The 12,388-nt window shown below is 66.3% G+C and carries 8 protein-coding genes and 2 pseudogenes; 4 read left to right on the top strand and 6 right to left on the bottom strand.

Features of this window, described 5'->3' with window-relative positions; translation table 11 throughout:
- Window positions 1-834 precede the first annotated feature (834 nt).
- A complete protein-coding gene (locus DN051_RS43830; RefSeq protein ID WP_342781618.1) occupies window positions 835-2,304 on the bottom strand; it encodes an MFS transporter in 1,470 nt (489 codons plus the stop codon).
- Between the two features lie 326 nt (window positions 2,305-2,630).
- Here DN051_RS43830 and DN051_RS45610 point away from each other — a divergent pair, with 326 nt between their 5' ends.
- Complete coding sequence (locus tag DN051_RS45610) at window positions 2,631-3,149, top strand: hypothetical protein (RefSeq protein ID WP_162625212.1); 519 nt, start codon at window positions 2,631-2,633, stop codon at window positions 3,147-3,149.
- 163 nt (window positions 3,150-3,312) lie between these two features.
- Here the strand turns inward: DN051_RS45610 and DN051_RS43840 are convergent, their stop codons facing one another.
- Both DN051_RS43840 and DN051_RS45615 read right to left on the bottom strand, forming a co-directional pair.
- Window positions 3,313-3,504, bottom strand: coding sequence for a hypothetical protein (locus DN051_RS43840; RefSeq protein ID WP_053760717.1), 192 nt, complete (start codon window positions 3,502-3,504; stop codon window positions 3,313-3,315).
- Between the two features lie 820 nt (window positions 3,505-4,324).
- Window positions 4,325-5,226, bottom strand: a pseudogene (locus DN051_RS45615) (LLM class F420-dependent oxidoreductase); the annotation flags it as partial.
- A 907-nt stretch (window positions 5,227-6,133) separates the two neighbouring features.
- Between DN051_RS45615 and DN051_RS43850 the strand changes: the two are divergent.
- The 3 genes from DN051_RS43850 to DN051_RS43860 all read left to right on the top strand — a co-directional run bounded on the left by DN051_RS43850 (window position 6,134) and on the right by DN051_RS43860 (window position 9,075).
- The gene (locus DN051_RS43850; protein WP_112443279.1) at window positions 6,134-6,394 is read left to right on the top strand and encodes a response regulator transcription factor; all 261 of its coding nucleotides are present in this window, start codon (window positions 6,134-6,136) and stop codon (window positions 6,392-6,394) included.
- A gap of 371 nt (window positions 6,395-6,765) precedes the next feature.
- A complete protein-coding gene (locus DN051_RS46065; protein WP_199315035.1) occupies window positions 6,766-7,002 on the top strand; it encodes a hypothetical protein in 237 nt (78 codons plus the stop codon).
- Window positions 7,003-8,247: 1,245 nt separating this feature from the next.
- Window positions 8,248-9,075 carry a helix-turn-helix domain-containing protein gene (locus DN051_RS43860; RefSeq protein ID WP_246041227.1) on the top strand — a complete coding sequence of 276 codons (828 nt, stop codon included), beginning with the start codon at window positions 8,248-8,250 and terminating at the stop codon, window positions 9,073-9,075.
- 302 nt (window positions 9,076-9,377) lie between these two features.
- Here the strand turns inward: DN051_RS43860 and DN051_RS43865 are convergent.
- The 3 genes and pseudogenes from DN051_RS43865 to DN051_RS43875 form a co-directional block, all read right to left on the bottom strand.
- Window positions 9,378-9,630, bottom strand: a pseudogene (locus DN051_RS43865) (transposase); the annotation flags it as partial.
- Window positions 9,631-9,760: 130 nt separating this feature from the next.
- A complete protein-coding gene (locus DN051_RS43870) occupies window positions 9,761-11,197 on the bottom strand; it encodes an NAD(P)/FAD-dependent oxidoreductase (RefSeq protein WP_112443281.1) in 1,437 nt (478 codons plus the stop codon).
- A gap of 49 nt (window positions 11,198-11,246) precedes the next feature.
- Window positions 11,247-12,293 (bottom strand): LacI family DNA-binding transcriptional regulator, encoded by a 1,047-nt coding sequence (locus tag DN051_RS43875; RefSeq protein ID WP_159054159.1) that lies wholly within the window; start codon window positions 12,291-12,293, stop codon window positions 11,247-11,249.
- Window positions 12,294-12,388 lie beyond the last annotated feature (95 nt).

The following is a 12,388-nucleotide window of genomic DNA, read 5'->3' on the forward strand; positions in this document are numbered from 1 at the left end:
GGCCTGGCACATTGATGACATGTCTCATAGTGGACACGGGATATGGGAACTGTCTCGCAGTTGTGGCGCGCGGGTACAGCTTTTCTTGCGCTTGAATCCTAGACAAGCGATGCTGTGAGAAGCTAGTCGGAATTCGTATGTTCCGCGCGGTGCGTACCGGTCAACAGGGCGAAGGGCGGCGAGATTTAGGAGGATTGCGGCGGCTGATGCGTTGGATGTTGACGTACGTTACCTTGCGGCGTCGCGTCTTTTGACGCCTTGCCGGAGTAAATGCAATCAGACTTTCGTCACCCGCCCTCCGAATTTTCCAAGCAGCACGGTCCTCCGCAGCGAGCCAGCCCAACTCCGACTTTCTTTCTGTCCGATGACTCCCGTGACTGGACCGCGTTCTCTTGAAGATGACTGAACTACTTCGTGCGTGGAAGTGAGCCCCGTGCAGAGGTGCGGCATATTCAGGTCGGCGTCCCTGTTGCGCAGTTGCTCGGGATGGGTCGTGATCCAGGACGTGACCTCGCGGACCGAGGGAGGCTTGGGTCCCGGGCCGGGCGCGTATCCGCGCCCGGCCCGGTAGCGTCGCAGGTGGCGCAGCCTGTGTGGGCGGTCAGTGGTCAGCGAGCCGGAGGAGGAGCGCTTCCAGCGAGCGCGAGGCCCGCCACGACGCGTTCCGCTGGCTTAACCGCTACAACACCCGACGCCGTCACTCCCACCTCGTACACCGCAGCCCGATCGCCTACGAGACTGCGTCCGAAACAGCTTCAACTACGCTTGCACCAGCCGCATAGCCCGTTTCCAGGATTCGAGGTCAAGGCCCGGTGGCTGATGTACGTTCCCGGATCACCGTGCCGGCGCAGTGGTGGCGTCCGCGACGGACCTGCGGCGACGGAGCCCGAAAGCGGTCAGGGCCGAGAACGCCAGTAGCAGTCCCGCGCCGGCGGCGAAAGGCGCGCGCAAGCCGAGCGAATGCGTGACCACACCGCTGGCGACGGCACCGAGGGCGCTCGCACCTGCATTGATCTTCTGGTAGGCCATGCTGACCCTGCCGAGCAGGCGGTCCGGCACGACGCTCTGCCTCACAGAAACTGCCACGACGTTGAATGCCAGCGCCGCGGCACCGTAGCAGCCGATGAAGCAGCAGAACGCAACGCTGGAAGAGACCGAACCCGCTGCGGCCACAGTCGCCGCCTGGCCGATCATGGCAATGGTGAGCGTCCTACCGGTGCCGATCCGCTCAGCCAGCCATGCGACGGCGACGGCCCCGACCAGGCCACCGATAGCGAAAGCGGCCATGACCAGTCCGTAGCCGATGCCGCTGAGATGGAGCACGTCCCTGGTGTACAGCACCAGGACTGCCGTGAGGCCGACAACCACGAGATTGCTGGCGCCGGAGGCTACACACAGGAGCCGGAGGAAGCCATGATTCCAGAGCCAGTTGACGCCCTCTGCTACCTCTCGGCGTATGGATCTCTTCGGCGTTGCAACAGGTCTGTGCGCTCGATAGCTCCCTGGCAACAGCGCGACCAGCACGGCAGCACTCGCAATGCAGGCCGTCTGAACTGCGAATGGCGCTGCCACGGACACCGTGAACAGCACGGCGCCCAGCGGCGATCCGAGGAGATTTCCCGTCACCTGCGCTGACGCCTGCAGGGCTCCATTGGCTCGGGTCCGGCCGCTCGGTGCGACGAGTGCCGGCACCATGCCGGCCCACGCGCCGACGTACATGACCTGTGCGGCTCCGAGCAGCAGAGCGATTCCGCCGAGCAGTGCGATCGAGGCCTGCCCCAGGAGAATCGCCGCGGTGAACACGCCCACCACCACGGCTCTCAGCAGGTCGGTGATCCACAGGACACGTCGACGGTCCAGCCGGTCGGCGGCGACTCCGGATATCAGGCCGACCACGAGCCACGGCAGTTGCTCTGCGACGAAGACAATGGACACGTCTCGTGGATCGCTTGTGAGCTGGCCCGCGAGTAGCGGCATCGCGGTCAGGCCTATTCCGTCACCGAGGCCGGCCACGGACACTGCGCTCCACAGCAGGCGGAACCGGTGGCCGAGCGGCTGTCGAGGCAGGGTGGGTGGAGCTGACATGGGAGACCGTTCTTCCGGAAGACGAGTGAGCAGCGCGCCGAGGTCATCAGACGGCCTGGCCGCCCGGTTTTGGGAGTGCCCGGCTGCGACGGCCACGGGTGACGTGCCCACCTTCGAGACCGGCGTGGCAACGTTGGTTCGCGAACCGGGCCCGGGAGACAGAGGGCACTTCTGAGGCCGTCGTAGCGGACCGTGGCGCAACACCGGTCGGAGGGGCATGCGGATCACGTGCTTCGCGACCAACACGCCCCTCAGGCCGATTGCCGAGTTCGAACTGCGTCACCGGTTGCCAGCCCGGGATCGACGCGCGGTTTGACGTAGGACAAGTCCCGAGTTCCCGGGACTACCGTTCGGCTGCGGCACAGGTTCATAATCGGGAACCTCGGGCGGCTGCGTTGCATCCTTCGGCATCTCCGAGGGCGCTCCGCGAGGCAATGCCGTCAATATGCCGGAAGTCGGGGAGTCGCATCCCCACTCGACGTAGCTGCACAGACGGACAGGCGCCATGTCGACTGGTTCGTTCGCGCAGCAGATTCAGAGGATCTGTGTTCACATACGAAGGTGCAGAGGAAAGTGAGGAATCATTTTACACAGATATCGGAATGAGTCTTTCCGTGCATCGCGGAAAGAGCGCGGCTCTCGTATGGCCACGAGGGGCAGGCATCGTACTGGAAGATGTCTCCACTGAATACATGCGGGACCTGGTCGATTGTTCGCCCTCCGACGACGTATTGGTAGACCATGGCGGGTCGGCTCGAAAAAGAATGATGCGGCTGCTCTGTGAAACATTAGATGTGCCGGAGGTCGGACTGGCCCGCTGGACCCTGGGTGTTGGTCAGAGAATTGACGATACCAACGACCGCCAGGACGTGCTTCTCCTGTCGCTCGACGGCGGTTTCGAATGTCGCATCGATTCCGTGGGGGAAATTCCGGGCAAAACCCTGAATGATTCATCCATCCATCTCCGGGCCCGGTTCGGAGAGGTTCTGTATATACCGAAGAGCCTTGGCTTCTCGGTTTCCGGGGCCCATTCTCGGTGCAGCATCCTGAAGGTGGAGTTCTAGCCGGAGCGCGAGCGGATCGCGCCCGGGCGGGAACGTACCCTGAAGAGGAGTGTGCGGCCACCGGCCGAGCTCCGCGGCGATTAGTCCCCGGAGAGCGGATCGACACGGTGGCCGCACCTGGTCGTTTGTCAACGCGACAGTTCGCGGGCCATGCCGCGGCTGCTCAGCCGCCCCAACTGGTGTCGTTGTCCGACGGCGGGATGTCAGCGGAGGACGCCAGTGAATACGGTGCGTCGGCGCTCGCGCCGGCCGAGACCGTTGTTTGGTGGGCGAACGCCTGCTGGGTGCCCACAAAGCCGACCCACCCCGCCGCGAGAACCAGGATCGGCGCAATGAACATCTTCAAGTGCTTCATCTTCTGTTTACTCCCGTGAAAATGCGTTCTTGTGATTTCCGATCTTTCCGCCTCCATCAGATTGACAGGCCGTCTAGACGCATTCCAGGTTGAAACCCCCTCACTAAAGTGCCAGAACACCAAAATGTCAGGGTGACGAAAGGTCGCAAAGTCTCCCAATCTGGATTATATTTATGATGCACGTTAAATCGTTTACTATTGAATATTTTGGGATGTGCGCGGAGTTGCTCGCGATCCGTCAGGAGCGAAGCCGCCTGCAACCGCCGAGAGCCGGAGTGATGAGCGAAAGCGATCTGTAGCCGCCGCCGAGTTCCGCACACCATCGCAGTTGACCGCTGCGGCCGATGGCCACTGCTACGTCCGCCTGCTGGACCAGGACGCCTCCCGGTGCGCGCTGTTGATGGAGACCGCTCCGAGCCTCGCTCGACTCCACGGGACTGTCCGTAGCGGAGATGCTGGACGTGTTGGCCGCCACGCTTCGGCAGGCGTGGCTGGCGCCCTGTGTGCCAGGAGCCACCGTCGCTGCGAATAGCGACAAAGCCGAAGGGCTGATCTTCCTGCTGGACAGCCTCTGGCCTGGCGACGGGCGGGCCCTGTTCGCCCCAACTGATGCGGGGCGCCCGCTACTTCGCTGAGCAACGGGCGGCGGGCGGCACCGAGGCCGATCAGGTCGCCGGCCACGGCGACCTGCACCCGCAACCTCCTTGCAGTCAGGGCCCCAGAGCGCGGGCCGAGACGGGCCATGTGTTCGTGGACCCGGACGGAGTGCTCTGCGGCCCCGGTTACGACGTCGGAGTCGCCCTGAGCGGCTGGCAGGAGCGGACGAGATCAGCTCCAGGTGGTCGAGGTCGTCGAGGTCAGCACCTGCAGATGCATCCGCTGCGACCCCCCGCCTTGAACGCGGCGATCTTCTCGGCCATCTCCGTGGGTGACCCCGCGAGACCGTTCGCCTTCACGCTCGTCGACGTCGCGCGCCCGATGGCGTCGGCCCGCAGTTCCACCTCCAGGTCGCTCCGGGCGACGGAGGCGACGGGCGTGTTGGAGTGGAGCAGTTCGTCCCCGCCGCGCCCCTCCCGCTCGGCCGCCGCCCGCACCCGCTGGAACTGCTTCTTGGTGTCCGACAGGGAGGCGAGGGTGATGTCGAACTCGTCGGCGTACCGAGCGTCCAGGGCCGGTGTCCGCTTGGCCCCGTGCCCGCCGATCAGGACCGGTACCCTCAACTGCGCGGGCTTCGGCAGCGCGGGGGAGTCCTTGAGCTGGTAAAACGCGCCCTCATAGGTGAACCGGTCGCCTACCGGCGTGTTCCACAGACCGGTGACGACAGCGAGTTGTTTCTCCGGCCGGCCGAACCTTTCCCTGGTGAACCGTATCCCGTACGCCTCGTGCTCGGCCTCGTACCAGCCGGAGCCGAGTCCGAGCTCCACCCGTCCGCCCGCCATCCGGTCGACCTGTGCCACCTGGATGGCGAGGACGCCAGGGAGGGGCGGAAGGTGCCGGCCGTCACCAGAGCGCCCAGGCGGATCCGCTCGGTCTCCCGCGCGAGTCCGGTCAGGGTGATCCATGCGTCGTGCGTCCGGGGAGCCCGTCGATGGACCCCATGTGCAGACAGTGGTCGGAGCGGAAGAAGGCTCCGCAACCGAGGTCTTCGGTGGCCCTGGCGACGCGCAGCAGCGTCTCGCAGGCCGCCGCCTGCTGTGGTTCTGTGAAGACTCGAAGATCCATACTTCCTTCGTCCAGTGGCGTGCGTCCGCAGCAAGGCCCACTCAAGTCACGTCATGCCGGGATACACGGATTCGGTCTGCCGTGGCCAGCTCGCCAGGCGACCTGCGGCCGATCGTGTTCTGCCGAACCGGTTTCGCAGCCCTTCCCGGGCTGACGAAGCGGAACTCCTGGCCTTCACGTCGGTTCAGACGGTCAGGTGGCGGATCTCCGTGACGTGAGCGGTGACAGCCTCGCGCTCGGGCAGCGTCGTGTCCGGACGCTTCAGGTCCACGAGCAGAAAGCTACGGGGCCGCGTGCCTCGCCCGCTCGCGAGCGATGATCGCGGGGATGGCGGCGGTGGGTACGGGATTCACCGCCTTGGGGCTGATCCTCCGGCCCGCTGTGCTGTGGCTGGGGTGCTGTCCGGCCGGCACGGGGCTGTGCGTGTGGAACGTGTTGTGCTCCAGCCGCCTTCAGCGCCTCCCGCCACCGGCAGCCCTGGGCCGGGTCTCCGGTATCCAGCACATGCTTGCCTGGGGCCTGAACTCCGTGGGCAGCACACTCGCCAGAGGCGTCGCAGCCGCGACCACCATCCGTATCCCACTGGTTCTGGCCGGGGTGCTCACCCTCCCGGCACTCGCCTTGTTCGCTCCTGTCCTGCGCCGGGAACAGAGAGATTTGCCCGTTACGTCGACACGTCCTTCTGGTGCCACGCACTTAGCTGACGGGCCTTCTCCCTGGTGAGCGGTGGCCGCTCCCCGCAGGCTGGTACCGGACGCCGCCGTGTACGGGGTCGCGCCTTCCGCTACTTGGAGAATGCGTCGCTCGGCGGGGCATCGACCGCGCGGCCGACAGCTCCAACGGCGGCTGACAGCGACGGGGCGCCCAGCTGCGGCCGCGCCCATCTGTCTACTCACCAGGGGCTTTCATGTCTTTGCAAGAACTCGTCCAGCATTCCTTCACTCCCAGGGAGCGCGAAGTCCTCGTCCGTCTGTGTCGGGGAGAGACCTATCGGTCCATCGCGCGGGACCTGGGCATCAGTCCGCACACGGTGGACACCCATATCCGGCGGGTCCGGAGCAAGGCGGGCGTCACCAACCGTTCCCAGCTGGTGATCATGGCGGTCGAACTGGGCCTCTACCGGCCCACGTTGCTGGAGGTGCAGATGGGGCCGAGCGACGAGGCGTGACAGCCGCCCCACCGAGGAGGTGACGAGGATCCCGCCGGCCACGGCCGGGCGCTGCGCGTGGGCGGCGGCCGGGTCCGGCGGCGACCTCGTCCGGCTACTGACGGTTTCAGCGGGCCGAACCGATGCTCATGCGGGAACACCCCCCGATCGGGCCGCCGGTGATCTCGCCCTCGGCGTTGCGCCGGGCCAGGCGCTGGTCGGACCTCTGACGTTGAATCGGACTCAGATGCTCGGTATGGAGCCGTAGCGTCCAGGGTGCCGATCGCCATCGGCTCGTGTGACCTCATACCACCCCGACCCGAACTCGTTCATGATGAGTTTGCCGCCGCCGGTCGGCGCCCGCACGGTGTGGCTCGAACGAGGCGTCACCAATGGACGCTGAGACTCCAAGTCAGAGTGCCCACCGCACCCCGCCCACTCCGCTCGACCTGGGCAGGGTGCACGTGCTCACTATCGGTATCGACCCGCAGGGGTCCACCTACACCGCCGTCGCCGGCCGCGCAGGACATCAGCTTGCCCAGCGGCGCTTCGTCGTCAACGCAGTGACCGTCCGGCAGCTGATGCGCTGGTGCGAGCGGCGGCCCGAGCACCGCTTCGCGGTGGAGTGAGGCGAGGGACTCGGCTGCAGAGTCGCCGAGCAGCTGGCTTCCGCTGGCGAGCACGTGGTGGACGTGCCCTCCGCCCTCTCCGCCTGGCCTGGCTCCTGGCCGCCGGCGGGGACCGGAATACGAATGCGGCCGACGCCGTGCACGTCGCCCACTTGCTCGGAACCGTGGCCCCCCTGGCCCGCTGCCTTCTGGAGCAGTGCCGTCGGCTCACCGCCGAGATCCGTTCCTTCGCAGAGACAACCGACATCCGTCGGTGCCGGACGGGCAATCGCCAGCTCGACGCAGCCCTGCACCGGATCGCCATCACGCAAGCGCACTATCACCCAGCGGCCGGCACCAGAGCGCCGTCACCAGGCCGGGAACACCAACACCGAAGCCGTACGCGCCCTCCGGAGCCGCCTGTCGGTCGGACGGTGGTCTACCGAGCCCTCATCCGCGACGCCCAGACCAGCACCGAGCAAGCTGACCTCACGCAGGCTGCCTGATTGACATAGGAGTCATCGGACGCAAGCGTGCGCGCATGTTCTATTTCCACCGACACTGGACGGGATACTCTCTGGCGGGCGATCACCCAGAGCGCCCGAGGATGGCCGCATGGTTGTGCTGGGAAGCACTGTCCAACCCTTGAACAGGCGGAGATGCACGATAGTTCGGACCCTCATAGAGCCCACTTCGAAGTCGCTCGTGACGGGACCAGTCTCGCGCGCTTCAGCCATCGCAATGGTGAGGGCGCAGAGGACCGGCGGTGCCGGTGTATGGCGGGCGAGTCGGCTGCCGATGCCCGCCGGGTACTCGGTGACTCCGGCATGGCGCCCGAAGGGCGCACAACGAGGCGAAGGCCGTTGATTTGGGCGTTGGGTGGCCTCTCGATCTCTTCCTTCGCGTCGTCTTCAGCAGTATTCCGCGGAAGTCTTGACGTGACAGAAGTCGAACCCGTACACCACACTGGACGCACCCCTGAGCAGAGGAAGCGTTCAAATACTCGTCCGCTGTGCTCACACCGGTAATGGTGGATCGTACGGATACTGGGCAGATGAACGAATCGGAAGCGCCGCTGAGTGGGCCCCCTGCGAGGACGACGACATCCTCGTATACGGATGGATCGTCGAAACCAAAGGAGGAGGCTGCAGTGCCGACCGTGCGGCTTCCGACCTCGGTCTCCAGCCTGACCAGGTAGCTGCTGCACTGGAGCGGCTGGCCGGCTTGGGCCTGATAAGAACTGTCCAGCCGGGCTACGGCGAATTCATGGCGGTGGATCCCGACGCGGTGGCGGTCACTCTGACAGCACCGTTGCGCGCCTCGATCCGCCGCCAGACGGAGGATCTGGATCGAATACACGCCACCATCGATCGTCTGCGTGACCGTTTTCTCAGCCGAAGACCCGGAATCCAGGATTCCACCGTCGAGGTGGTCCCGACACTGGAGGAAGTGCGGGCGGCCCTGAACAGAGCCTCGGACAAGTGCCAGGAAGAGGTGGTCAGCAGCCAGCCCGGCGGCAACGGTCGGATTCCGGAGGCGATGGAGGAAGCCCTGGGCCGCGATCACGCGCTCCTTTCACGAGGAGTGCGGATGCGGACCCTCTACCACCACACGGCCCGGTTCAACGGCCCTAGCCAGGCGTACGTCGCCGCGGCGACAGCCCTCGGCGCGGAGTACCGCACGTCGTACGAACTGTTCGGCCGCCTGATCATCTATGACCGTAGTCTCGCCTTCTTGCCGGAAAGGACGGGGAGTTGGGGAGCGGTTGCCATCAGGGAGCCCACCATCGTGGGCTACCTCTATGACATATTCGAGCAGACCTGGGTCCGGGCCGCTCCATTCTCGGATGCCGCACAGGACGGTCTGGAACGTGTGGCGAAGGAGATCCACCAGACCATCGTGGAACTCCTGGCCGCCGGTCTGAAAGACGAGTCGATCGCCCGCCGCCTGGGCATGTCGCTGCGTACGGCCCGCCGACACATCGCCGACATCATGGACAGCCTGGGGGCTGAAAGCCGTTTCCAGGCGGGCGTGCTCGCGGCGAAGGCACAACTGGTGAACCAGCCGCCCTTATCCGATGTCGAGAGCGGGTGATCCGGGCCGTTCTGCTGTTCCGTGGCAAAGACATCGCTGTGGCGGGCGCGTGTGCCGCCAGGCCTCGAAGAGCGGACCGAGAGTGTCGCGGCCGAGCGCATATGTCCTGGCTGTCCGGCTACTGCCGCGTCAACCACCGTTACGCACGGGAACCAGCAACTACCTGACCATTTTCGGCTTGGCATCCGCTCTCTGCTGCTACTGAACGCTTCCTCAAACTCACCGACCAGGACACGATGGCGGCCACGGGCGTGCTGGCCACCTGGCAGGAAATATGTGACGGTCCGCCGACTCCGTCGGCGGACGATCCGCCCGTCTGCGGCCCGGGGCAAAGCCACTCCAGCCAAAGCCTCGCGCAGCCGCGCCACATCCAGACGCGCGCAGTTCAACCCGCCATACAGAGCACCATGACCACGCCGGTACTCAGGAGCCGGTGACAACTCGACCAGCGTCTTCGCCGGCGCGTCCATGCACAGCAAAGCGTCGACGAGCTCGAACACCTCGTCGCCCCGCGCTTCCGAACAGTCATAGGTTCCGGCGAAACCAGGACAGCACGCCAAGAGGGTCGTCGCGGACGACCTCGTCCTTCCCGGATCGGACCCCGCGTATTTGTGTGGGTCGCCCGAGTCGCCGAGTCACCCGGGGGTATCCAGCGGCTGGGTTGCTTGGATGCCTCGGGGAACCCTCAAGAGTCGAAGCCGATGCCCAACGCGTCACAGAGGCGCAGCAGAGGGCCGTCCTTGCCGCCGTTCGCGTCGGACTTCTCGACTGCCCGGCGCATGAGCTGGATCAGTGGGTAGGCCAAGGGCTCCGGCGGTATCGGGAACGGCTTGGACCGGGCCATCCTCAGCCGGGTCCGCTCGGTATCCAGGCCTTCGAGCAGATCGAGCATGGTTTCGGCGCCGAAGCGGGTGGCCCCGACACCGAGCCCGGTGTAGCCGGCGCTGTAGGCGACCCGGCCGCCGTACGTAACACCGTGGAACGCCGTGAGCCGCGTCGACATGTCGATCATCCCACCCCACTTGTGGGTGAAGCGCACACCGGTCAGCTGCGGGAAGGTGCGGAAGAAGTGGTCGGCCAGCAACTCGAAGGTCGCAGGCCTCTGATCGTTCTCCGCCGTGATCCGCCCGCCCTTGTGGTAGATCGCGTCGTATCCGCCGAAGAGGATCCGGTCGTCCGCCGTACGCCGGTAGTAGTGGAACTGCCGCCCCGAGTCCGTGATGCCGTGCCGCTGCGTCCAGCCGATGCTGTGCAGTTGCTCCCTGGTCAGCGGCTCCGTCACCAGCGCGTAGTCGTAGACCGGGACGGTCAGTTGCCGGGTGCGCCGCAGGAGCGAGGGGAAACCGTTGGTGGCGAGGGCGACCCGTTCCGCCACCGCCTCGCCGTGCTCGGTCCGCACGACGACCCGGTCCCCTTCGCGCCCGAGCCCTGTGGCCCGGGTGTGCTCGAAGATCCGGACGCCGAGTTCCTGGCAGGCGCGCTTCAACCCCCAGGCCAGCTTGGCGGGATGTACGTACGCGTAGCCCGCCTGCTTGATGAGTCCGGCGCGGTAGAGGGGCGAGTCGACGACCTCGCGCACCTGACGGGCGTCCAGGAACACGGTGGCGGGATCCGTGGAGCGCGCCGCCGCGTCTTTCAGGCCAGTGATCTGGGCTTCCTCGGTGGCCACCACGAGCACGCCGCTGTTCTCGAGTTCCGCGTCGATTCCGTAGCGCTCGATCGTGGCCTCGAAGTCGGCGAAATTCTGTTCGGCCAGCCGTGACAGCACGGGGAGTTCGTCCCGGTAGTGCCGCTCGCCGTTGCGGACCCCGTGGGTGAGGCTGCTCTCGAAGAAGCCGCCGTTTCGCCCACTCGCGGCGCAGGCGACCTCCTCGCCCTCGATGAGCACGACGTCGGCCCCGGGGTCGCGTTCCTTGGCGACCAAGGCGGTCCACAGTCCGCAGTAGCCGCCTCCGACCACGACGAGTCTCGCACTCACCCGGCCTTCGAGGCGGTCCTCGGCGGGCGGCCGTAGGGGTGAGTCGAGCCAGAAGGGCACGGTGCCGGCGTCGGCGAGGGATGTGGCGATCACGTCTGCACTGGTGCGCCGCTCGTGGCTGTACGCCCTGGTCGCTGATGACACTTCGAAGGGTCCTTCTCAGATACGGATGGCGGGGTGCACGGACTCGGGCTCAGCGTTCGGTGGAGGCGCGAAGGTGCAGCAGCGGCTCGATCAGCCGCTGGCGCTTGACCTGCCGGGATTCGACGATGCTGACGAGGAGTTCGACGGCTTCCCGGCCGAGATGCTCCGGTCGCAGGTCCAGGGCGGTGATGGGCGTCGGTGAGGTACGGCACTCCTCCGCATCGGAGCCGGCGACGATCAGGACGTCACGGGGGACCTCCAACCCGGCGTCCAGGAGGGCGCGGGCGGCCCCCGCCGCGTGTCGTCCGGTCTGGCAGTAGAACGCGTCCGGAGTGCGGGAGTTCTTCAGTAACGTGGCCACGGCGCTCTGCCCGCCGGCCGAGCCGCTCGCCGCGGGGAGCCTGATCAACTGCGGTTTCACGCCGTGGTCCCGAGCCCATGCGCGGTAGGCGGCCTCGGACTGCATGTTCCAGGAGTTGCGTTCGGTTCCCGAGATGAAGGTCACTTGGCGCGCACCCCGCCCCCTGAGGAGTTCGAGCACCTCTGTGGTGTGTCGGCGGCCGTCGGTGGAGACCCACGCCGTCTTGCTCTTGCGTGAGGGGTCCCAGCCGACGGTCACGAGCGGGATGTTCGCGTTCTGCAGGTGCGTGACCAGCGGGTCGGAGGAGACAGGATCCTCGATGATGTAACCGTCCGCCCACAGCGCGACCCGCTCCAGGGAAGGGCCTGCCGGGTAGGGGATCAGCATCAGGCCGAATGCGCTCTCCAGTGCCGCGACGGCGGCGGCACCGGCGATCCGCTCGAAGTGGTGCGCACCGTCGGCGCGGTAGGTCCCGGTGTCGTCCAGGGCGCGGATGCTGAGGCCGATGACTCCGCTGTGCCCGCCGCGCAGGCCCCGTGCCATGGGATGGGCCTGGTAGCCGAGTTCGGCGGCCGTTGCCGCCACCCTCTCGCGGGTGTCTCGTGACAGGGTCCCGGTGTCGTTGAGCGCGTGCGACACGGTGCTCACGGAGACCTTCGCTGCTCGGGCGACGTCGCGGATGGTCACGCGGCTCGTGCCGGGGGCGGGTTCTCGGAAGGTTCGCGGGTCAGGCATGGCCACGATCGTAACAACCAAGAAAACGTTTTTTCCAGCCCTGTTCATGAAAGGTTTCATGCCATAACTTCTGCTCAGCGCCACCGCAGAAGCGG

Origin of the sequence: Streptomyces cadmiisoli, from assembly GCF_003261055.1 — a bacterium.
Lineage (GTDB): Bacteria > Actinomycetota > Actinomycetes > Streptomycetales > Streptomycetaceae > Streptomyces > Streptomyces cadmiisoli.